This is a genomic window from Streptomyces sp. CNZ301 (genome assembly GCF_004217425.1).
This window is the reverse complement of record NZ_SHLG01000001.1, coordinates 4,164,719-4,187,159: the sequence shown is the minus strand read 5'-3', so window position 1 is coordinate 4,187,159 and position 22,441 is coordinate 4,164,719. Positions and strand designations below refer to the sequence as shown.

The following is a 22,441-nucleotide window of genomic DNA, read 5'->3' as shown; positions in this document are numbered from 1 at the left end:
CCCTGACCTCATTGCGGAACGGTCGCCTCCGTCAACTCAGAGTGATCTGCCGGTTCATGAGACCACTGCGGGCGCGCCGCTCGTCCGCGGTCAGCGCCGCGTCGCTGGAGAGCGCCTCCGTCAGCCGCTCGCTGAACCCGGCCGCCGGCTTCTCGCAGTCCTCCGAGGTCATGCTGCCCGGCAGGTCCCACACGGGCACCATCAGACCGTGCGCGCGGAAGGAGCCGACGAGACGCGTGTCCTCACCCAGCGAGGAGGCACCCGCCGCGTGCAGACGTGCCAGTGCGTCGAGCAGTTTCTCCTCCGGGTGCGTCATCACCCAGCGCAGATGATTCTTCTCCGGCGTCTCGCACCAGTACGCGCCCTGCGCCACCGACAGCCGGGCCGTCGGGATCGCGGCCGAATTGGCACGCTCCAGGGAGGCGGCGACCTCGCCCGCCGCGCTGTCCGAGCCGTCCCCCAGCCAGAACTCGAAGCCGCTGTGCACCTCCGGTGCGAAGGGGGCCTCGGGATCGAGCAGATCCTGAAGCCGCGGCCCGTCCGGGGCGGCCCGTCCCGCATCGACGGGCGAGCCCGGCTCGGCCTCGAAGGCCCGGGTGAGAGTGTCCGCCAGGTCGCGGCTGATGTCGCCGGAAGAGGTGTCGTTCTGCAGACCCAGCAGCACCTCGCCGTTGTCCCGGCGGAGCGCGGGCCACGCCATCGGCAGCACCGTCGCCAGCGTCACGGCCGGAACCCCTTCAGGCAGGCCGCCCTTGAGCGTGAGCTGCGCCGTGGCCGCGGGCACGAGCTCGCGCAGCGCGACCCAGTCGGCCTCGCCGGCCAGCCCTTCGAAGGGACGCTGCACCAGCTCCGTGGCGGCGTGCGAGGCGGCGCGCCCGTGGCACGCCTTGTAGCGGCGCCCTGAACCGCAGGGGCAGGGCTCGCGCGCACCGACGACGGGCACGTCCCCGTCGACGAGTTGCGGTGCTGTCGCCTTGGACTGGGGGCGGCGCTTCTTGGCCATGGCGTGCGGTTCTCCAGGTCTGCGGTGGTCGGGTGGGGCCGCCTCGGGCCCGGTGGGGACCTTTCGGCGCCGGTGTCCTTGCTGCTCGGTCTGCTCGGTTCTCGGTGCTCGGTCTGCGGGTCGGTTCGTCTGCTCGGTCTGCTCGGTCTGTGCTTTCGGCGCTCTCGCTCCGCACGCGGCTCGCTGCGGCTCGCGTCGGGTCCGCATCCGGTCCGTGCCCGGGCCGCGGGGCCGTGGCGGGCGACCGGTGCCCGCACGCGCGGGAGACGTGCGCCAACTTTCGCCGCGAGCCTAGCCGGTGGGCTCCGGTGCGTAAGGCGTTCCGCGTGTCGGTGCTGTGTGCGCCGCCGTCGGGACACGAGGCCGCACCGGGACCGCCTGGACCGGCCGGACGGCCGGGATCGACCGGACGGCCGGGATCGCTACGGAGGGGTCGCACGTCGCACCCGGTGCGCCTCGTCGCGGTCAGCGCACCTCGTCGGCCGCCGCCATGTCGAACGCCAGGCTCTCCTCCAGCAGGCCCCGGCCGACGCCGGAACCCGCCGGCAGCACCACCCACACGGTGACCCCGCTCGACGGTTCGGTCTCCGACTGCCGCATTCCGCCCGCGAATTCGTGCCGCTCCTCCCGCACACCCCAATCACGTGCGAGAGCGCCGATGATGGCGAGACCGCGGCCGCCCCGGGCACTGACCGAAGGAGTCGCGGGAAGAGGCCGGGTGGGACCACCGCCGTCGGTGACGGAAATCGTCAACTCGCCGTCGCCGCCGTGGTTCCAGCTCGCCCGTACGGAATCGTCGTGACTCAGCGGCCTCGCGTGCCGGCACGAGTTGCTGAGCAGTTCTGAGAGGACAAGGACCGCATCGTCGACGACCGACTCCGCCGCCCCGCTCGCAAGCAGATCGGCGCGCATCCTGCGCCGAGCGGCTCCCACTCCGGCGGGACCGTGAGGCACGGCCATCGTCGACGAAGCAGGCACGTTCTGTGCCATAACGAACGCCACCCCCGAGACCTCCTTTGCCCCACGCCAATTCGATGGATGCCCACCGAACGTCTGGCGGAAACCGGCCACGCAAGGCTGCTTGACGCATTTCGCGGGATCGAATACAGGCGGAATGCACCGGTGCGCCGCAGGTAAGAGGCATGGAATGAGGGCGAATTGAGTCCGGCCGGGCACCCGCCGCCGAGTGCGGTGTGTGTCGCACATAACACGAAGACGACAATTCGGTGCCTCAGCGCAGTTGGGAGAGCACTTCCTGTGGCCGGTTCGTGATCACGGCGTCCACCCCGAGGCGCACGCACAGCTCGACGTCCTCGGGCTCGTTCACCGTCCACACGTGCACCTCGTTGCCCTGCCGGTGGGCACGCTCGACGTACTCGGGGCGCGCTCGCAGGATGCGCAGGCTCGGCCCGGCGATCCCCACGCCGGGCGGCAGCCGTCCGTCACGGTGCCGCGGCAGCAGCAACTGCATGAGGTAGACGGTCGGGATGTGCGGTGCGGTGGCCCTTATGCGATGCAGCGAGCGCGCCGAGAAGCTCATGACGCGCACGGACGGGACGACGTCCCGGTACTTTTCCAGCAGCTGCAGCAGGCGGGTCTCCACATGTCCGGCCCAACGCGAGGGATGTTTGGTCTCGACGGCGAGACCGACGGGCTGCGGCGCCTCGGCCACGAGCTGGAGCAGACGCTCAAGAGTCAGCACCGAGGTACGGTCACCGGTCTCCTGGTCCGGAGACTCGTACGGGTCCTCGTCCGGACCTTCCTTCTTCCACGAGCCGAAGTCGAGGGCGGCCAGATCGGCGAGCTCGAGAGCGGAGACCGCGCCCTTTCCGTTGGAGGTGCGGTTGATCCTGCGGTCGTGGACGCACACGAGATGACCGTCGGCCGTGAGCCGCACATCGCACTCCAGGGCGTCCGCGCCGGCCTCGATCGCCTTGCGGTAGGCGGCAAGCGTGTGCTCGGGAGCCGCCTCGGACGCACCACGGTGCGCGATGACGGCGACCGGGCGCGAGGGGGAGAGTCGAGACCCGGGGCTGCTGTCATTGCTCACCGGGTTATCGTGCCACCCGGGCAGAGGCGGCCGCGGGGGGCTCTGGCCAAGGGTGTGCCCGTAATGTCTGCATGTAAGGGACGGCTTCCCCGGCCCGGGCGGCGTCTTACGCCCGTCTGACGCACCATGGGAAAGCCTGTGGACACGGAAGCCGGGATGCGGACAGTCCCGGCTTGCGACGGCGTGTAGCTGATGAGGAGATACCTGTGAGCACCGAGAACGAGGGCGCTGCCGCCACGTCGGCGGCGGGGCCTGAACCCACGCCCCCCACGGTGCAGGACAGAGACGCGCACCGAGCTGCTGCCGGCGCCACCGAGCCCGAAGCCGCCGACCGTCAGGGGCAGAGCATGAGCAAATCCGAGTCCACTCCGCCTGCACCGTCCGCACCCGCCGGACCCCCGACGCCTCCCGCCTCCCCCGCGCCCTCCGGGCAGCCGACGCAGCCGCTGGCCGGCTTCGGCGACGCGGGCACACCGGGCGGCGGCCACGGTCAGGGCGCCCAGCCCCCCGGCGGCCCCTGGGGCAGCGGCGTTTCCGGCCATTCCCCGTACGGCGGTGCCGGGGCGGGCGACTCCGGCCCGGGCGGCCCGGGCGCCGGCGGACCGCAGTACCCCTGGGGCGCCCCGCCGGCGCCGCCGGGGCCGCCTCCGGGCGGCAAGCGCGTCTCGACCGGGCTCGTCACAGCGATCCTCGTCGGTGCTCTCGTCGCAGGCGGCATCGGCGGCGGCATCGGCCAGTGGGTTGCGAACGAGCAGGACGGCTCGTCCACGACGATCAGCTCCGGCTCGGACTCCAGTGCACTCAACCGCTCCCCCAAGTCCGTCGCGGGTATAGCCGGCAAAACCCTCCCCAGCGTCGTGACGATCGAGACCAAGGGCGGCGGCGAGGAAGGCACCGGCACCGGCTTCGTCTTCGACAAGCAGGGCCACATCCTCACCAACAACCACGTCGTGGCCTCCTCCGCCGACGGGGGCGGCCTCTCGGCGACGTTCTCCGACGGCAAGAAGTACGAGGCCGAGGTCGTCGGCAAGGCACAGGGATACGACGTCGCGGTCATCAAGCTGAAGAACGCCGACGACCGCAAGCTCTCACCGCTGCCGCTCGGCAAGTCCAACGAGGTGAAGGTCGGCGACGCCACCATCGCCATCGGTGCGCCCTTCGGCCTCTCCGGGACCGTGACCACGGGCATCGTGAGCGCCAAGAACCGCCCGGTGGCCTCCAGCGACGGCCAGGGCAGCAACGCCTCCTACATGAACGCGCTGCAGACCGACGCCTCCATCAACCCCGGCAACTCCGGCGGCCCCCTGCTGAACGCTCAGGGCGCGGTCATCGGCGTCAACTCCGCCATCCAGTCGGCCGGCGGCGGCGACGGCGGACTCGGCCAGGGCCAGTCCGGCAGCATCGGCCTGGGCTTCGCCATCCCGGTCAACCAGGCCAAGCGGGTCGCCCAGCAGCTGATCAAGACCGGCACGCCCGTCTACCCGGTCATCGGCGCCACGGTCACCATGGACCAGAAGGGCGGCGGCGCGGTCATCTCCGACCGCGGCGAGAACGGCCAGAGCGCGGTCACCAAGGGCGGCCCCGCCGACAAGGCCGGCCTGAAGCCCGGCGACGTCATCACCAAACTCGACGACACGACGATCGACAGCGGACCCACCCTGATCGGCACGATCTGGACGCACACCCCGGGCGAGAAGGTCGAGATCACCTACAAGCGGGACGGAAAGGAGTCCACGACCGAGGTGACCCTCGGCTCCCGCAAGGGCGATCAGTAACGGCCCCGGCCATTCGCTAGGCTGACCCCCGCGCCGACCCATGACGGGCGGCGCGGGGAGGTGTGCCCGAGCGGCCGAAGGGAACGGTCTTGAAAACCGTCGAGGCAGCGATGTCTCCGTGGGTTCAAATCCCACCGCCTCCGCTCGCTGAGCAGTGAAAGCGGCCCCCGACCAGGGAAGTTGGTCGGGGGCCGTCGTCGTGGGGTGCTGCCCGTCGGTGACCGTGAGTCCCCGCTGTTTCCCGCTGGATGGGGCACGCGAGGGGCACGGGCGTCGTTCCCGAGACCACATGAGAGTAACCGCTTGTACTCGAACAGTGGTCGCTACCGGGTACGATGATGCGCGATCACCCGGTCAACTTCCGTGCCGTGGAAGGGGGTGAGGCATGGCACGCGGCAAACACAGAAAAAAAGAGAAGGTCCGGGCTGGGCTAGCTATGTACTGATTGCGCTCAGTACGGCCCACCTTGGCGTATCCATCTGGCAAGGGCCCAGCTAGTCACCAGACCGGACTCAATCCTGCGATCGGCGGGGTCGTGGGCTGCAATCCCACGATTCCGCCTCTGGGATATCCCAGGATGTGTTTCCTCAACCATACACTTGCCTAGGCCAGTCGCAAGCGGCGTGTGCAAACCTCGTGTCACGTGGGGCGTCGCAGGTGAAGTCGAGGTCGGCGGAGCGGCTTTGGGGTGGAGCTGGCTTGGGGCGAGAGATCATGGCCCTTACGCTTCCGCGAATCGGGCTGGCTCCTCGCCTGCCCGCAATAGCCCGATCTGGGCCATGATCGTAGAGGCTCGCCTCAGTGGGGCGTGTCCAACGAACGGTTGATCTGTGGTTGTTGGTTGGTCAGCGGCGGGCTGCGGAGAGCCGGCCTTCGAAGGCGATTTCGAAAGCGTTCAGCGGCGCTTTCCAGCGCATGGTCCAGCGGCGGCGGCCCTTGCCGGTGGGGTCCTGAGACATCAGTGCCATGTAGACGCACTTCAGCGCGGCCTGCTCGTTGGGGAAGTGCCCACGAGCCCTCACCGCCTTGCGGATGCGGGCGTTGACGGACTCGATCGCGTTGGTCGAGCAGATGACCTTGCGGATCTCCACGTCGAAGGCGAGGAAGGGCACGAACTCGGCCCAGGAGTGCTTCCACAACCGGATGATCGCCGGGTACTTCCTCCCCCAGGTTTCGGAGAACTCGCCGAACCGTGCGGTGGCGGCCTCCTCGCTCGGTGCGGTGTAGACGGGCCTGAGCGTCTTGGAGATCTTGTCCCAGTCCGCGCGGGAGGCGTAGCGGAAGCTGTTGCGCAGGAGGTGGATGATGCAGGTCTGTACGATCGTGGCCGGCCAGACGGTCTCCACCGCGTCCGGCAGTCCCTTCAGTCCGTCGCAGACGAGCATCAGGATGTCCTCGACGCCGCGGTTTTTGATCTCGGTGAAGACCTGCAGCCAGTATTTGGCGCCTTCGCCGCCGTCGCCGGCCCAGATGCCGAGGATGTCGCGGTGCCCGTCGACGGTGACGCCCATGGCGAGGTAGATGGGGCGGTTGGCGACCTGGCCTTCGCGGATCTTCACGTGGATGGCGTCCACGAAGACCACCGGGTAGACCGGGTCCAAGGGCCGGTTCTGCCACTCTGACATGCCGTCGATCACCGAGTCGGTGATGGTGGAGATCGTCTGCCGGGACACACTGGCGCCGTAGACCTCGGCCAGGTGGGCCGATATCTCCCCGTGGGTCAGGCCCTTCGCGGACAGCGACAGCACCATCTCATCCACCCCGGACAGGCGACGCTGCCGCTTGCGCACGATGCCCGGCTCGAAACTGCCGTCGGTATCGCGGGGCACACTGATCTCCACGGGACCGACGTCAGTGGTGACCGTCTTCGCCCGGCGCCCGTTGCGGGAGTTGCCTCCGTTCTTCCCGGCCGCATCGTGCTTCTCATAGCCGAGATGGTCGGTCATCTCACCCTCGAGCGAGGACTCCAGCACCCGCTTGGTCAGCTGCTGCAACAGCCCGCCCTCACCGGTCAGCTGCAGCCCCTCAGCACGAGCCCGGTCGACCAGCATCCCGACCAGCTGTTCATCCACCACCCCAGCACCCGCTCCGGCCGCCGGCTCCGACGGCTTGGCGGGCTCCTCGGCGGCCTCGGCCCCGTTCTTCACAACATCAGTCATCCGGTGTCACTCCATGATCGGCAGTTCCACCGTTCGTTGTACACACCCGTTCCTGCCGGACCGTGGCCGGAGGAACCCGGCCCCGTCGACCAGACCAGCGGTGCGGTGGAGGTGGACCGCACCGTCAACCCGGTCGGCTACGTCGGCCTGGGCGGCGACAAGGTCAACATCGGCTGGGCATTCACCGGCCAGCGGGTCACACTGCGGCTGGACGGCACCCTCATGCAGGTCCTCAACAACGAACGAATCCTGCTGGCGTCTCTGCCCTGCCCGCTGCCGGCCACCCGATGCGCACGCCTGAGAGGCGCCCGCCCCGGCGGCCCGCCGCCGGTCATCCCGCCACCGGCACCGCAGATCGCCGAGCGCACCGTCAGCAGCGCAGGCGGGTTCGTCATCGCCGGACAACGCATCCAAGCGGGCAAGGCCTTCGCCCGCCGAATCGTCACCGCCCACCTGGACGAGGACGTCATCCGCGTCTTCCACGGCGAAGACCTCATCACCACCGTCCCCCGCGTCACCACCAAGGAGGTGGTCGTCACCAACTCCGGAGAACACACACGACGCAAGATCGTCTAGGACAGACGTCAAGCATCACCTGACGCCGAACCGTCAACCATCACCTGAGACTCGACAGCTCCGGTCCTGTGTCTAGTCCCAGGTGATGCGCGACGTTCTGATCCCGGGTGATGCTTGACGGTGGGCCTAGACAACATCACTGCCTTGGTAGGGCTTGTCCGCTTTGATGTGGCGGACGGGGAGGTCGGTGGTGCGCCGGATCACGCGGGCCTGGCCGTCCAGCTCAACAGTGATCGTGGACTCCGACACATGGACGGTCACGGTCTGCCCTGCATACGTCCGTCCCAGGGAGACCACCTGACGGCAGACCATGATCGTGCCCTGGCTGCTGATCCGCCGCTGTACACGCACCGGCTCCACTCGCGGCCGGGGCGGCGGACCGGCCGGACGAAGCCCCCGCAGCCGCTGGACCTCCCCGGGACTGAGCGGGTTGGGCCGCACCCGCAGCAGCTCCCGCGAGGACGGATCGAAGAACGACAACGTCTCCCCCTCGATCCGCACGCTCAGCTGCCGACCACCCAGAATCTCCGCCGCCAGCACCTGATGCCCGCCCAGGCTCACCACTCCGCTGTTGTTGACCAACCGGTCCACCTCGAAAGCCACCGCATCCTCAGCCGGAAGCGGTGCCGGCCCCGCAGCACGCCCGCCCCGGGCCGCCAGCTGTCCCAGATCGGCCACCGACAAGTGCGAACGCACCGTCTTGATCCGCGCCCCGGCGATCAGTAGATGGATCACCTGGGTGTCGGCCCAGAACGTCACCGTCAGCCCCGACCGGGCCGGCCCCAGCCAGAACTGCTTGCCCGCCACCTGCAGATTCCCGCTCGCAGGCACCACCCGCTCGAACTCCACGGGACCACCGTGCTCCCACGGCGCCGTCTCCGGGGGATCGGCCGGCGCCGACACCACCACCTCCACCGGATCCGGGATCACAGGAGCAGACTGCTGCTGCGGCGCCAGTGCAAGCGCGCCCGGCACCCGCACTCCCAGGACACCCCGCTCCTGCTCGGGAACCGAAGCGAACCGGTCTGCCGGAGACTGCATCTCCAACGCCTGATGCGGCCGGAGAGTGTTGTACTCCTCCACCCACGCATCCAGCGCCATCTGAGCTGACTCGATGCTCTCGAACACGCCACAGTCATCGAGGAGTTCACGCCGCAGCGTCTGATGGAACCGCTCCACCTTGCCCGTTGTGGTCGGGGACGCCGGCTGCGTGAGCCGGTGCGCAATCCCGTTCTCCCGGCAGATCCGGTCGAAGAGCACCTCACCGCCCTGCCCGAATCGGTCGGTGAACTGCTTGCCGTTGTCCGTCAGCACCTCCTCGGGCACTCCGAACCTCTGCAATGCCCGAGCGAAGGCCGCGCAGACCGCCCGTCCTGTCGCCCGCCCGACCACGCACGCGATCACGCAGTACCGGGAGTGATCATCTACACCGGTCACGACCTTCGCCTCGGACAACTCGCCCGTGAGCGGGTCGACCAGCATCACCCCGCCGACGATGTCCATCTGCCACAACTGCATCGGACGATCCCGCTGCCAGCGCTTGTAATCCGACCGCTTCCGTCGCCGAGCCCCCGGCTCCACCAGCCCATGCCGCAGCAAGATCCGATACACCGTCATCCGCGACGGCGCCGGGCTCACCGCTTCGGCCCGCTCCAGCACATGAGCGATCCGCACCGGGCCCCACCGAGGATGCTTGCGCCGCAGCTCACACACCGCCGCCTCCACCTCCGCGGAAGCCTGATGCGGACACGAAACCGGCTTGCGCGAGCGGTCCACCAAACCCGCCAACCCCGCGGCCGCATAACGCGACTTCCAGCCGCTGACCGTCTGCCGCGACACCCCCAGCCCAGCGGCAACCTCCGTCACCGTCGCGCCCGCCAGCACGGCCAGGACAGCCCGGTATCTCTGCTCGACGACCGACAACTCCACCAGCGCCAATCCCAGCCTCCCCACACGCGCCGCAACGACGCGCACAGAAAGACCGATCACGGCCACTGTCAACCATCAGCTGGGACCGAAGCGTCAAGCATCTACCGGGACAGGACAACAGCTCCGGTCCTGGTGCTGTGACAACTTTCCCTACTGGATCAAGGCGGCCCGCCGAAGGCGGGCCGCGCGGCGCGGCGGCGGTGCCGCCGCTTGCTCCTGTCTACCGCCCCACTTCGCGGCACCCCCGCCGCTCGCGCCGCGAAGCCCATACCAGCAACCAGCCAGCACCGCACCGAAGTTGAACGCCCCGGACCGTCACTGAGTGCTCGTCACGGCGGCAGCACACATCGCGGCCAGGCCGCGAACCACCCGCCGACACGGCACCGGGCGACCAGATGGCTGGGGCCGGCCTACGAGGCTTGAGCCACCTCCCCGGACCGGGACCCGCGTCGGGCAAGCCCAGGGGGCCAATCGGGCCAAAACGCGGGCAGGCAGCAGCCAGCCCGATTCGCGAGCGCAGCGTACGGCCCCCTGGCCATGCCCGACCCCAGCCCGGGCAGGACACCGGCCCAACCCTCTCCGGCCGGCCGAGTGTCCACGCTCGGAGGAAACTGCCCTGCGATACGCAGCATTGCGCCCCCGGCCGTGAGTTGGCGGATTCTAGGAGTCGTTGCAACACAAGTTGATCAACTGGCTGTTGCCAGGAGCTTAGCGAGGCGCTCGGCTGGGGTTTCCCAGCCGAGTGTTTTGCGTGGGCGGCCGTTGAGTTCGGTGGCCACGGCGTCCAGGTGCTCGCGCGGGTGACGGGAGAGGTCGGTGCCTTTGGGGAAGTACTGCCGCAACAGGCCGTTGGTGTTCTCGTTCGAGCCGCGTTGCCAGGGGCTGGCCGGATCACAGAAGTAGACGGGGATGTCCGTAGCGAGCGTGAATTCGTGATGGCGGCCCATCTCGCTGCCTTGGTCCCAGGTCAGGGACCGCTTCAGGTGGGCCGGCAGGGTCTTCACGGTCTCCACGAGCGCGTCGCGGACCAGTTCGGTGTTCCGGCCGTTCGGCAGGTGCACGAGCATCACGTAGCGGGTGGCCCGCTCCACCAGGGTGCCTATGGCGGAGCGACTGTCCTTGCCGATGATCAGGTCGCCCTCCCAGTGACCGGGAACGGCACGGTCAGCGGCCTCGGCGGGGCGTTCGCTGATCATGACCATCGGTGAGGGGAACCGCGGCTGACGCTGCTGAGCCTGGCGTCGCGGTTTGCGGCAGGCGCGTCCGGTACGCAGGGCCCGGGTCAGATCCCGGCGGAGTTCTCCCCGCCCCTGGACGTAGAGGGCCTGGTAGACCGTCTCGTGGACCACGTGCATCTCCGGCCGATGGGGAAAGCGGGCCCGCAGAGCCTGGCAGATCTGCTCCGGACTCCACCGTAGGTGCAGGTGGTGCTGGATGAACTCCCGCAATTCGGTGTTCTGGGCGATCTTCCCGAACTTGGGCCGTGGGCGGCGCTGTTCGGCCCGGCGATGGGCTGCGTGAGGCCGATAGACCCAGTCCTTGCCTCGCCAGAGCGCGCCGTTGCGGCGTATCTCCCTGCTGATGGTCGAGGGGCTGCGGCCCAGCTCAGCGGCGATCTGCCGGACGGATGCCTTCTCCCGCAGCCGGTCGGCGATGTGGATGCGGTCCGCTTCCCGGAGGTAGCGGGAGGGGCCAGCAGCCGGGGAGCCGGCCGAGATCGGTGGCTTCGGCCTGCCGTAGGTCGACGGCCGGCCCCACCACTTCTGTCCTTGCGGATCTCGAAGTCCATCTCGTGGGCCTGACTCGTGAGCGGGAGGTATATCTCCAGCGCGCATTCTGCATGTCGTCCGCCTGCCAAGCGAACCAAGGAGCTGTAGAACTGGGTGAGTTCCCTCGATACGAGACCGGATCAGGTCGCCAGCCGCGAGGTTCGCGGGTTGCAGGTGCTGACCTACGCAGGATCGGGATGCCCCGGTTCTGCTATGTGGCGTCGATCTTGGCGAGGGGCTTGTTGGCGGTCCAGCAGGGCGAGTCGAATCGCAGGGTTCCGGTGCCGCCGGCTCCGCCGTCGCAGTAGGTCGAGCCGTTGTTCGAGTTGAGGAACACCGCGTCCGGGTCGACGTCGATGCCTTCGAACGGCGCTCCGGGGAAGGTCTGTGCTCCTACGTTCAGCGCGTCGTAGGGGCATCCGTTCGGCGTGCTGTAGCACGCTGCCCCGGTACCGATCGGATTGGCGCCGGCGTTCGTCGTGTTGTACGCCACCGTCCAGATGACCTTGTCCGGCAGGGAGATGCTGTCTCCGAAGTCGAATTTGAGCCGGTGTGCGAAGCCACGGAAGCAGGTGCTGCTGGCCGCGTCGAACCACCGGCCGGTGTTGCCGCAGTTCGTGGTGTCCGCCGAGGGACGGAAAGGGATGCTGCTGTTCTCGGTCTTGGTGGCCAGCAGGGCGCCCGGCGCCGGTTCGGTGCCGGAGTCGTTCACCGCGTAGATGTTCATCGTGATGGGGTGGTTGAACGTGGCGCCCGGTGTGGTCGTGCAGGTTGTGTCGTTGCCGCTGCCGGTCTGGCACGCATTGCTCGACAGCACGACTTCCATCGAGTTCAGGTCACGGTTGGTGCCGGAGTCGAACTCCACTTCATCGCCGAATTCGCTGGTTCTGGTCGCCTCGTAGGCAAGGGAGCCTACATTCCCGGGCAGTTCGTCCGGGATCGAGTTGTAGATGCTCTCGGGCTCGGGCGGCGGTGGTGGTGGTGTCGGTGGTCCGCTCGTCGAGGTTTGGTGGCAGTCGTTGTGCTGGATTCCTTGGAACTTGTTGCCCTGACCGTTCTGGCCGCTGACACACGTTTGAGGAGCAAAGAATTTTCCGGTGATCCCGTTTGTCGAGGTTTGGTGGCAGTCGTTGTGCTGGATTCCTTGGAACTTGTTGCCCTCACCGTTCTGGCCACTGATACACGTTTGTGGGGAGGCGATGTCAGGGAGGACCTGTGCCTCGGCGCCTGAGGCGCTGATGGCGGCCACGATGACTGTTGAGGCGAGCATGGCAATCGACCGGCTCGCCTTTCTCACCGTTCCCGTACCTCTGCGTCTGTCCAATACATTGCGCACTTGCCCTCCTGGAGGGAAATCCTTTGCTCGGGCGGAACGGATGCCAATGCTGGCCGGAGGAAACAGTACCGAGTCACGTCGTTCGCCGACAGATTCGCCCTGGAAGAGACGGAGGAATCACTGGATATGAGGAGTGTGAGGACGGCGCACGTTTATGGGAAGTAAATTCTGTGATTATCGGAGTACATGCATCACAGTGGCAGCCAGGTGAGATTGATATGGGAATGGCCCGGCCGTCCGCCACGGGGAGGGACGGACAGCCGGGCCTGAAGACTCCGGCCGCCGAGCTGCCAGGGGCGACGACCGGAGCCGGTATTACGTGGCTGGCCGGACCACCGCGTCCGGCGCGCCGAACCAGACCTGTTCACCCTGCGGGCTGACCGTCAGTCCGAAAGCCTCCGGGTCGGGTTTGCCGAGGTCGGCATACTCCGCGTGCGCCGCCTCCACCTCGGACCACAGATCGCGGGGCCCGTACTGCACAACAGGCTCGCCCACATCGGCGATAGCGCCGGAACCGTGCCGGTCCATGAGCCACACACGCACGGCGTCCTGGCCGTCGCCCTGCACGAGTTTCACATCCGGCAGCCGCGCCCCGCCATACAGGGCGAAGCCGAGCGTCAGCAGCGAGCGCGGGTCGAGGTCGGACCCCCTTACGCGTGCCGAGTCCTGATCCACCGGAGCAGCAGCCGGGGCCCGGTGCGACTTCATCGGCATGTATGAGGCGCCGCCGCGGAAGTGCCCGGAGGCGGTGCCGTCGTCCTGGACCCTGAGTTGCACCACGGCGCCGGACCAGAATTCCCGGACCATCGGCGCCACGAGCACGCCGCCTGGCCGAACTTGGCTCACCAGCGTCAGCGGAATGTGCCGCAGCCCGCACGTGGCAATCAACCGGTCGTACGGTGCTGCCTCCGGCCAGCCCTGCTCGCCGTCACTACACAGCAGCGTGGGCGCGTAGCCCGCCAACGCCAGATGCGCTTGCGCCTCGGCTGCCAGACTCGGGTCAAGCTCGATGCTGAACACCTGCTCGTCGCCGAGGCGTTCGCACAGCAGCGCCGCCACATACCCGGTAGCGGTGCCGATCTCCAACACCCTGTCAGCGTCGTGGACGTCGAGGAGATCGAGCATGCGGGCGACCATCGACGGCATGCTGTTCGACGACGTGGCGACGCCGGGCCCGCCTTCCTGCCCGTCGTCGATCTGCGTCACCACCGGCTGATCGCTGTAGATCAGAGCCATGCGCTCAGCCTCGTACCGTACCGGGGTGCAGCACTCCGGCCCCTGCCGCCAGATCTGCGGCGGGATGAACAGCTCGCGCGGCACCTGTTCCCATACCTTGCGCCACTCCGGGGCCAGGAGGCCGCGCCCGGCCAGGAGGCGGACGAGCGCGGTGTGCCCGGGATGGTCTTGGGCAAGGTTCATGTTCAGGCCCCGGCGGCGTATTTGGGGCCGCTGCCGTCGGGCGACGGCGGCTCGGGCGGCGGGGTCCACGGCTTGTCGGACGTGCCGCCTCCGTGCTTGCCGCCATCTGCGGCAGTCGTGCACGTAATCATGCTTGCCTCCCTCGTGTTGATGGTGCCCTGTTGAACCCGCCCCGGGGACATGTCCCCACAAGTCCCGGGGCGGGAGCTTGATCGGCCGTCACTTCCGGCCCGTCTTGGTGCGGTGGCAGCGCAGACACTTGTAGAGCACGCCACTGCCAGCGGGAATGCGCTTCATCGGTTGGCCGCGGTGCCTCGGCGCATTCGCCATCGGGCGCAACCCCTCAGCAGTCGTCACCGGCCCACAGGTGGTGCACTCAATCCGGCGCCCATCGGGGGTTTGCGCCATCGTTCCTCCGCAGCCTGGAACTGGAGACACGACATTCAGAACTCCTCGTTCGCATCTTCTTGGAAACCCGACTCCGTACCGGGAGATCACCCAGTACGGCACGCATCCGGTGCGGAGTCGGGGGCTTACGGCCATGGCACGACTTGCGGCCACAACAAGATCACAACGACCACGGCAGTGCTCCCCGCCAACATGAGTCCCGTTAGCGGGCCGGCCCATCTACCGATTGCGCGACCCACGGCGCTCTCTCTCCGCGTTGTTCGCACTCACCTGGTCGTCGATCGCGAGACGCAGATCCCTCTGCCACGCGCCGCTCACGGCCCTCACTGCGGCACCGCCTCACCGATCACGGCCCGCATCACGGCGTGCAGCCGCTTCGATCGCGTCAGCACACGGCCACCGACGACGGGCCGCACCCAGAAGACGGCGGCCGAACGCTCGCAGTGCACCGGCGGCACAAGGACGGAACTACCTTTGCCGAGAATGCGCACGTGCGCCTCGCCAGGAAACGTCCAGTCGTCGGCGGCACCGGGCCGGATCAGCCAATACAAGAGATGCGCGTACGGGTCGCGGATCACTGCGCCGCATTCGTCGGCGAGTTCGGCCAGGACGCGGTCACCGAGGTACGCGGGTATGCGCACGAAATCGCAGTATCCACCCGCATCCAACAGCGCCGGTTCGAGGGCGTACACCCGGATCGACATGTGCGAAGAAGTGTCGCTCTTTCTGGCTCTCTGCATCTCCATGGCCGCACCTCTCACTTGCAGGCCCCGTTCTGTCGGTGACAACAGCCATGGAACCGTCTGGAGCTGGCGCGAACCACGTCATCCGTGGGGCAGGCTTGGGACATTGTTGGGACATGTGGACTGGGCAGGGGCAGGTGCGACGGGGAAGGTGGTCTGCATGGGCCTTGCAAAGGCGCGGAAAGCTCGGGGCTACAGCCAAGAGGAACTGGCGCATGCGGTGGGCGTCGATCGGCGCACCGTGGGCCGTTGGGAGCGGGGGGATTCAGAGATTCAGCCGCCTCTGCGGCGCAGGCTGGCCGGAGTGCTGCACGTCACTCTTGCTGAGCTCGACACCCTGTTGATGCAGCCACAACCATTCCCCCAGGGGGCCGCGGGCCCACCGCTCAGCGACGACAGCGCCTCGGGGAGCATCGACGACATGATCCGACGCAACTTCCTTCGCGCTATCGCCGTGACGGGCACTCTCGTCGCCCTGCCTGCGGAAGAGGCCGGAGCACTGGCCGAAGGAGCATGCCGGGGCGCCTCCACGGACTTTCTCCGGATGAACGAACACCTGTGGCAGGTCTACCAACTTGCCCGCACGAAAAGCAGGGTCTACCCGGTCGTAAGGGAACAGCTCTCGTCCCTGAGCCGTACACTGCACACCGCCTCCAGCACGCAAGCCGGGCCGATGTGCAACGCGGCAGGAGACCTCTTCCAGCTTGCCGGGGAGCTGGCTTTCGATGGCGGTCGCTACACAGATGCCGCAGCTTCATACTCCGTCGCAGCTTCCGCGAGTAAGGATGCAGACGCCTTCGATCTCTGGGCGTGCGCATTGGTCCGGCATGCGTACGTGGACATGTCTGGCGGCCAGTACGAAGAGGGCTACTGACACACTGGCCGCAGCGGAGCGTGTCGCCCGGCGAGGAGACAGTGCGCTCTCAACACGCCACTGGGTCGCCTCAGTTCAGGCCGAAGCGTATGCAGGTCTCCACGATCTGGACTCCTGCGAGCGCTCACTCAACAAGGCCGAAGAAGTAGCCCACCTGGACAGCTCGGCCCACAACGGCGGTTGGCTCCGGTTCGACGGTTCCCGCCTGGCGGAGGAGCGCGGTGCCCGCTACGTACAGCTCGGCCGACTGGATCTTGCAGAGCGCGCCCTCACCGACGCCTTGAACCAAGGGGCCCTGGCCCAAGGGCATTCCTACCGCCGACGCGGGGCAGTCCTGACCGACCTGGCAGCGATCGGTGCCAAACGACAAGACCCGGACCAAGTGATCACGTATGGGTACGAGGCAGTGAAACTGGCTCGCGAGTCCGCCTCCGGATACGTCGCCCGTAGACTCCAGAAGCTACGAGACGATCTCGGCCCCGTCAGCCGCAATGGTCGAGTGGCTGAGCTGAGCAACGAGATCGCCGCGCTGAGCACGACCCATTGAAAGGAGCTGGCATGTCCCAGACCGATGGCGCGCGAGTGTTCCGGGAGGCGTGGATCGCCGGCGTGCGGAAGCACTTCCCTGGTGAGCCAAAGCCCGGCTACGTGACGCCGTGGGACGAGACCCCCGAATGGGAACGCCAGGCGGCCCAAGCCGTATACGAGCAGGTGCGCCAGTTGCTTGCCCTGAGCGATGGCAGCGCGTCTCGGCTGTCCCGCGAGCAGAAGGGCCGCTTCGTCGCCATCAGTTGGACGGCCCAGATGTACAAGCACTTCGGGGACCCCAAGCCCGCCTACGTTGCCGACTGGCCAGACCTACCGGACTGGCAGAAGGAGACGGACTCTGACGTCTTCGAGACAATCGAAGACTCCGTGGCGTAGCGCTCGGGCGCCAGTGGACCCACTCTGGACCACGAGCCTCATGGGCCAGAGCAGCGTAGGCGTTAGCACCAGGTCAGAGGCATGAAAGGCATCAGACCCACAGCCTTCTTGAAAACCGTCGTGAGGTGATCCCTCACCGTGGGTTCGAATCCCACCGCCTCCGCGCTGAGAGCAGGCAACTCGGCCCCCGACCGGGGAAGTTGGTCGGGGGCCGTTGTCGTGGGTGGTGCCCGACGGTGATCGTGGTCCTGTGACTTCCCGGTGGATGGGGCACGGGTGTGGCACGCGTCCACCTGATCGGTAGCTCTATCAAGGTGGGTCCGGTGAGGGTCATTCTCGCTATGCAGCGACCGCCGGGGTGTGCTACGGAATCTCACCGGTTGATGAGATTGCAGTACTTCGCTGCTGTGCTGGAAGGCTCCCGGAGCCGTTTCGCCTCTCGTTTGCGAACAGATAGCCCATGGCTTCTGATCCACGCGCCTCCACGGGGCACCCCAACCAGTCGATCCCTGTTGCCCGCTGCGGAGCGGCCCTAGTCCGGATTCGCCCACAGCCAGCCTGGGCAACACCCGTCCCGCATCGAAGATCACGCTGACTCCTGAACCCATCGCAATTGATCACGCTGTTGGGCGTACTTCCGAGAGAATTGGACAAGCCTATTAGGCTGTACAAGGGGTCTCCATCGGCGATGACTCACTCATCGAACCCCATGAACACAGGCATGATGGGCAATGCGGAGCATCCGTGTTCCTGGTTAACGGTTCGAAGGGGTTAGATGCGCATTGGCAGTGCGCACTTTGTCGTGACCCCTGTGCACCTCTATTGTCCTGCGCATGAGAAGGGCTCAACCGAGCCATTCTGCGAGGGAGTTGAGAGATGCCGAGTCGTACGCCGCCCGCCGACCCGCTCATCACCAGAGCGGAGATCGCGCGTCTAGCCGAGGTCCGCAGGCCGACTGTCACAGCCTGGGGGCGTGCCCCCGACTTTCCTGTTCCGGAGCGGGCCGGGGGCGAAGAGCTCTTCCGTCAGGCCGCGGTCCTGACGTGGTTGGATGCCCGCCGTATCCCCCAGCAGCACCGGAAAGCGACGGAGCCTGAGGAGGCCACCTTCGGTTACCGCGTGCGCCAGGCGCTCCTCCGCGGCGGAGCTTCCCGCGCTGTTGACGCTGCCGTGCCTGCCGCACCGGTTACTGCCGAGTCCCAGTTCCGTTCCGACCGGCGAGATGCCCTCGACCGTGCTCGTGTCCAGGAGTTGATGGGGGCACTGGCAGACCGGGTACGGGGGGCCGGCTCGGTCGTCGACTACATGAACCTTCTGCTCTCCTTGCACTTCCTGCGGCTTGCTGGGCGTGAGGAGTGGGATGAGGTGCTCTGGCAGGCTCAGGGGAGCACCGGAGCGGACGGGGCCGGCAAGCTGCTGTTGCATATCGGTTCGGTTGTGGACGAGCGCCTGAAACGCCTTGGAGCTCGGCCAGGCATGCAGGAGACGCTGGTGCGGCTGGAGCCGCGCAAGTACCAGGATCTTCAGAATGTGGTGCGGCAGGTGGGGGAGCTGGGCCGGGGCGCATTCCGGTTCATTCTTGACGAGTACGAGATGCGCGCACGCCTGAGGAGCGAAGAGTTCTTCACTCCGCGCGGCGTGGCGCGCGTCATGGCTGAGCTCGCCCGTGGGGAAAGGTACGGCGGCTCGGTCTATGACCCGTACGCGCGGGGCGGCGAGCTCCTGATAGGGGCCGTGAACGTCCATGGGGCGGAGGGGATCCAGGTCAGCGGGTTCAGCAATGCCCATGACACCGCGCGGTTGGCCAGCATGAACTTGGCCCTCCACGGGGCTCGCTCCATCGTGCAGCTCACCCGAGGTGCGCCTTGGAATGCCAAGACAACCTCCCCCCGCCGTTTCACGTGGGTGCTGTGCAATCCCCCGTTCAACATGAGCGACTCAGCCGACGCGGAACAACGGGCGGGCACGTGGCCCTATGGGGCCCCGCCGGTCGGCAATGACAATTTCGCCTGGGTCCAGCATGCGCTCGTATCGCTGGAGGAAGGAGGAACCGCCGCGGTAGTGATGCCAGTCAAGGCCGGTAACTCGGCAAACGCCGCAGAGACCAAGATCCGCAGCGCCATGGTCGACCGGGGCGTCGTGCAAGGTGTCATCGCGCTGCCTGACCGTCTCTTCTCCTCCACTTCGGTGCCGGTGTCGGTGTGGCTCCTCGGCCACCCGGACACCCCGTGCGAGGCAGTGCGCTTCGTGGACGCCCGCAGTCTGGGCACCATGCGTGGAAGCAAGCGTGTCCTCAACGAGGAGGATGTTCGCGCCATCCTCGACGCCTACCGCGCTGCTGATCCCGGAGGAGCGACCGCGCCAAACGCCAGCGTGCCGTTCACGCACGCTTCTCGGCGGACGCTCCGGGAGCGCGGCTGCTCGCTCAGTCCCCTGGACCACCTCGGCGCACCGCAGGACGACCCCGTGGCAGTGATGAAGGCCTTCACCGGGGCATGGCAAGACATGCAGCGGGCCAAAGGGGAGCTGGAGTCCGCGGACGCGGCCGTCTCCATCGTTGAGCAGGGCCATCCTGATCTTCTCGGACGCGCCGGGGGGTGGGTGGCGCTATCGCAACTGTGTGAGATCCAGGCGGGCCCCTCGTATACCCGGCTACCCACGCGGCGACGCACGCCAGAGGGCCCGGTGCCCCTGGTCTTCCCCAAGCATCTCCATGACGGACACATAGAACATCCCGGCGACCTCGGTGTTCACGAGGAGTTGGCAACGCGTCTGCACAACTTCCGTCTCGAGCCCGGTGACCTCGTGTGTGTCCGGACCGGAGCGATCGGACAGCCGGCGCTGGTGAGCGAGGGGCAAGCTGGCTGGCTGATGAGCACCAACCTGCTGCGCCTGCGGCCGCTGGAGGAAGCACCAGTGGATCCGGAGTACTTGGCGTACTACCTCAGGCGGCCCGAAGCCGTGACCTGGGTAGTCGACAGGGCGGCGGCCACCGCAGCGCCGACCATCAGCGCCGCCGCACTCGGCCACCAGCCAGTCCTCCTTCCGCCCCTCAAAGATCAGCGACGTATCGCCGAGCAGCTTGCCGCCCTTGAAGAACAGGCCGCCGCACACCGCCGGTTCGCGGACACCGTCTCCGCCAGTCGCGAAACCCTTGCTGAGTTCCTAATGGGAGCGCCGGCGCGTGCCAACTGACCGCGCCCACACCCCGCCCGCTTCACAATCCGATGAAGGGATACCTGCCGTGACTTCCGACGCTGAGCCTCCGCCGCCCGTCTCCCGTACGTGGCTGCCGTGGTTGCTGGTGATGGCGCTCACCTGCCTGGTCATTGCTCTCGTGACTGGAATCCTCAAGGCCCTCAGCGGAGCCAGCCTCGTCGAATCCGCCCTATCGGGGATCGGCACCTACCTCACCTCAGCAACCCTATGCGTAGGTGCCGTGGCTGCAGTGAAATTGCTCCGGCACCCTGACTAGCCTTCTCTGAGTCGTGGGGACCGGTGCACCTAGCCCTGGATTGGTGACGTGCTGTCCATCGCCCGCCGTTGCATTTCTTGCCGTGTGGCCGGGGTGCTGGGTGGCATGTCGTGGGTCTCGCGGCCGTTGCGGAAGGTCTTGTTGCGGGAGGAGGGGCCGTGGATGGGAGCATCTGGAGGGACTGCGACAGCTCCGCGACGTGCGGGTCGGTGTTCGTCCAGCCGCACCAGCCGTTCTTCCTCACGATGTTGCAGGCCAGGATGACCTGGTCGTGGGTTCAGTCCGGGTGCGGATCCATGAGCCATGCGTGGGCCAGGAGTGTCTGCTGAGCGCCAGCGTGGCGCTGCGTTGCAGGTCAGAGCACTACGGTGGCCCTCGGCGGGACCCACTTGAAACCGTCGTGAGGTAACCCCTCACCGTGGGTTCGAATCCCACCGCCTCCGCGCTGTGTGATGTCTCAGGACATCGGAATGACTCCGAACCCACGATTTGGGTTCGGAGTCATTTTCGTTGTGGGCCGGGTGGTCGGCCGGTGGGTTGGTAGTCGCGGGTGGTGTCGATGGTGAGCTCGCGGAGGAGTTCGCCGGTGGCGGCGTTGATGACGCGGACGTCGAGGTCCTGGATGAGCAGGCAGACGTGGGTTTTGGCGTGGGTTCGTGCGATGCCGGCGTGGGACTGTGGTCTGTCGACGTAACGGAGGCCCAGGTAGCAGAGGACATCCGGCTGACGGGCATGACGTGCACGTGTCTCGTGGTCAGGCCGCAGGATCAGGCGAGCGCGACGACGAGGCTGGTCACAGCGATCGTGGCGAGAGCCGCGCGCAGGACGTGGCCGGACTCCCAGCGGTTGCGCAGTGTCGCCCATGCTGCGTAGGACGCATCGCCGCCGGGTCGATGTCGGCTTGCGAGCGCGAAGAACCCGGTGCTGAGGCGGTCCAGGTCCTGCTCCTCGAGCCAGATCCGGTTTGCCGGGTGCACCCGCAGCCAGTAGACCGCCTGCACGCCGGAGAGGGCCGCGAGCGCGACCGACCGCAGTACGAAGTCGGCCGTCCCGGCATCCGTCACGGCCAGCGCGGCAGCTGCCACCAGCACTCCCGGAATCTCGGCGATGCCTGCTCTGGTGAAGCCCGGATAGTAGATGCGCTGTACCACGGTGTACTCGGCGCGGCTCAGGCGCAGCTTGCCCGGCAGTTCGAGGGCGTGCGCCACGGCCGGGGCCATCACGACGGTGGCCAGCAGGGCCGCGAGCACGCCGAGGGTGTCGGTCATCGGTTCACTCCTTCCCTCCGCTGCCCACGTTGCGGGTTCAAGCGGCCTTGAAGTCAACTGGAGGTGTGGAGCTGATGGGCATCGGTGAGGCCGCGGAGCGGCTCGGTATGAGGACCTCGGCGCTGCGCTACTACGACGAGCGCGGTTTGGTCCGGCCCGCCCTGCGTCGCGGTGGGCGGCGCATGTACGGGCCGGAGGAGCTGCGCAGGCTGGCTTTCCTGAAGATTGCGCAGTCCTTGGGCATCCGCCTGGACGCTGCTGCGGCCGTGCTGGACGAGCCGGGCCGGCGCTGGCACCGGGTCCTGCGCGAGCAGGCCGTGGAGCTGGATCAGCTCCTTGCGCGGGCGGAGGCGGCGAAGCGGTTTCTGGGCCATGCCCTGGCCTGCCCCTCCGAGCACCCGGCTCGCGACTGCCCCGATCTGACGGCAGCCTTGGACCGGGTAGTGGCCGGCCTGCCCGTCGAGCAGCTCGACCCCGACCGTCCCTGAGTTGCCAGGGCCGCGCCTGCTGCAGTGGCGTCGTCCGGCAGGGTGCACCCAGGAATGGTCGCGCGGGATACGTCGACGGAGTCTTCCCTACTGCCCCAACTTGGGCGCGGCTGTTCAAGAGAGAGCGAATCAGCACACCGTCCTGAGTGAGCCTGAGAGCACCATTCATCGGACAGGCCGTTCACTGCGGGCCGTTGGCCGAACCCGGCCCTTGACCTGGTGTGCACTCCAGGTTGCAAGGTGTC

At 67.6% G+C, this 22,441-nt stretch carries 16 protein-coding genes, 1 tRNA gene and 2 pseudogenes; 8 read left to right on the top strand and 11 right to left on the bottom strand.

Annotated elements, in window-relative coordinates:
• Positions 1 to 31: 31 nt before the first annotated feature.
• From EV375_RS18080 to EV375_RS18070, 3 genes are all read right to left on the bottom strand, one after another.
• Positions 32 to 1,003: a DUF5926 family protein gene (locus tag EV375_RS18080; protein WP_130300346.1), complete on the bottom strand. Its 972-nt coding sequence runs from the start codon at positions 1,001 to 1,003 to the stop codon at positions 32 to 34.
• Positions 1,004 to 1,468: 465 nt separating this feature from the next.
• Positions 1,469 to 2,005: an ATP-binding protein gene (locus EV375_RS18075; protein WP_130300345.1), complete on the bottom strand. Its 537-nt coding sequence runs from the start codon at positions 2,003 to 2,005 to the stop codon at positions 1,469 to 1,471.
• A 229-nt stretch (positions 2,006 to 2,234) separates the two neighbouring features.
• Positions 2,235 to 3,053, bottom strand: a complete 819-nt coding sequence (locus EV375_RS18070; RefSeq protein ID WP_130300344.1) for a glycerophosphodiester phosphodiesterase family protein — start codon at positions 3,051 to 3,053, stop codon at positions 2,235 to 2,237.
• 206 nt (positions 3,054 to 3,259) lie between these two features.
• Here EV375_RS18070 and EV375_RS18065 point away from each other — a divergent pair, with 206 nt between their 5' ends.
• Positions 3,260 to 4,828 carry a trypsin-like peptidase domain-containing protein gene (locus EV375_RS18065; RefSeq protein WP_130300343.1) on the top strand — a complete coding sequence of 523 codons (1,569 nt, stop codon included), beginning with the start codon at positions 3,260 to 3,262 and terminating at the stop codon, positions 4,826 to 4,828.
• A gap of 56 nt (positions 4,829 to 4,884) precedes the next feature.
• Positions 4,885 to 4,971: transfer RNA gene (locus EV375_RS18060), tRNA-Ser, on the top strand.
• A gap of 702 nt (positions 4,972 to 5,673) precedes the next feature.
• Here EV375_RS18060 and EV375_RS18055 read toward each other — a convergent pair.
• The gene (locus tag EV375_RS18055; RefSeq protein WP_486588749.1) at positions 5,674 to 6,879 is read right to left on the bottom strand and encodes an IS256 family transposase; all 1,206 of its coding nucleotides are present in this window, start codon (positions 6,877 to 6,879) and stop codon (positions 5,674 to 5,676) included.
• A 159-nt stretch (positions 6,880 to 7,038) separates the two neighbouring features.
• Between EV375_RS18055 and EV375_RS18050 the strand changes: the two are divergent.
• A pseudogene (locus tag EV375_RS18050) lies at positions 7,039 to 7,563 on the top strand (IS481 family transposase); the annotation flags it as partial.
• Between the two features lie 126 nt (positions 7,564 to 7,689).
• On the opposite strand, the gene EV375_RS18045 reads toward EV375_RS18050, so the two are convergent.
• The 6 genes and pseudogenes from EV375_RS18045 to EV375_RS18025 all read right to left on the bottom strand — a co-directional run bounded on the left by EV375_RS18045 (position 7,690) and on the right by EV375_RS18025 (position 15,170).
• The gene (locus tag EV375_RS18045; protein WP_486588746.1) at positions 7,690 to 9,516 is read right to left on the bottom strand and encodes an IS481 family transposase; all 1,827 of its coding nucleotides are present in this window, start codon (positions 9,514 to 9,516) and stop codon (positions 7,690 to 7,692) included.
• Between the two features lie 662 nt (positions 9,517 to 10,178).
• A pseudogene (locus EV375_RS18040) lies at positions 10,179 to 11,334 on the bottom strand (IS30 family transposase).
• A gap of 138 nt (positions 11,335 to 11,472) precedes the next feature.
• A complete protein-coding gene (locus EV375_RS18035; protein WP_130300341.1) occupies positions 11,473 to 12,558 on the bottom strand; it encodes a hypothetical protein in 1,086 nt (361 codons plus the stop codon).
• A gap of 354 nt (positions 12,559 to 12,912) precedes the next feature.
• Positions 12,913 to 13,833 (bottom strand): methyltransferase domain-containing protein, encoded by a 921-nt coding sequence (locus EV375_RS18030; RefSeq protein WP_486588557.1) that lies wholly within the window; start codon positions 13,831 to 13,833, stop codon positions 12,913 to 12,915.
• Between the two features lie 185 nt (positions 13,834 to 14,018).
• Positions 14,019 to 14,147 carry a hypothetical protein gene (locus EV375_RS29755; RefSeq protein ID WP_486588556.1) on the bottom strand — a complete coding sequence of 43 codons (129 nt, stop codon included), beginning with the start codon at positions 14,145 to 14,147 and terminating at the stop codon, positions 14,019 to 14,021.
• A 600-nt stretch (positions 14,148 to 14,747) separates the two neighbouring features.
• Positions 14,748 to 15,170 (bottom strand): hypothetical protein, encoded by a 423-nt coding sequence (locus EV375_RS18025; RefSeq protein WP_130300340.1) that lies wholly within the window; start codon positions 15,168 to 15,170, stop codon positions 14,748 to 14,750.
• A 157-nt stretch (positions 15,171 to 15,327) separates the two neighbouring features.
• On the opposite strand from EV375_RS18025, the gene EV375_RS29750 reads away from it, so the two are divergent.
• The 4 genes from EV375_RS29750 to EV375_RS18010 all read left to right on the top strand — a co-directional run bounded on the left by EV375_RS29750 (position 15,328) and on the right by EV375_RS18010 (position 20,160).
• Positions 15,328 to 16,041, top strand: coding sequence for a helix-turn-helix domain-containing protein (locus EV375_RS29750; RefSeq protein WP_486588555.1), 714 nt, complete (start codon positions 15,328 to 15,330; stop codon positions 16,039 to 16,041).
• Positions 16,042 to 16,423: 382 nt separating this feature from the next.
• Positions 16,424 to 16,588 (top strand): hypothetical protein, encoded by a 165-nt coding sequence (locus EV375_RS29745; RefSeq protein WP_486588554.1) that lies wholly within the window; start codon positions 16,424 to 16,426, stop codon positions 16,586 to 16,588.
• A gap of 11 nt (positions 16,589 to 16,599) precedes the next feature.
• Positions 16,600 to 16,965, top strand: a complete 366-nt coding sequence (locus tag EV375_RS18015) for a hypothetical protein (RefSeq protein ID WP_130300339.1) — start codon at positions 16,600 to 16,602, stop codon at positions 16,963 to 16,965.
• A gap of 876 nt (positions 16,966 to 17,841) precedes the next feature.
• Positions 17,842 to 20,160, top strand: coding sequence for a type I restriction-modification system subunit M/S (locus EV375_RS18010; RefSeq protein WP_130300338.1), 2,319 nt, complete (start codon positions 17,842 to 17,844; stop codon positions 20,158 to 20,160).
• Positions 20,161 to 21,207: 1,047 nt separating this feature from the next.
• Here EV375_RS18010 and EV375_RS18000 read toward each other — a convergent pair.
• On the bottom strand, positions 21,208 to 21,708 hold the full coding sequence (locus EV375_RS18000) for a DUF1772 domain-containing protein (RefSeq protein ID WP_130300337.1): 501 nt from the start codon (positions 21,706 to 21,708) through the stop codon (positions 21,208 to 21,210).
• A gap of 74 nt (positions 21,709 to 21,782) precedes the next feature.
• Here EV375_RS18000 and EV375_RS17995 point away from each other — a divergent pair, with 74 nt between their 5' ends.
• Complete coding sequence (locus tag EV375_RS17995; RefSeq protein ID WP_207228161.1) at positions 21,783 to 22,196, top strand: MerR family transcriptional regulator; 414 nt, start codon at positions 21,783 to 21,785, stop codon at positions 22,194 to 22,196.
• The last annotated feature ends 245 nt before the right edge of the window (positions 22,197 to 22,441 follow it).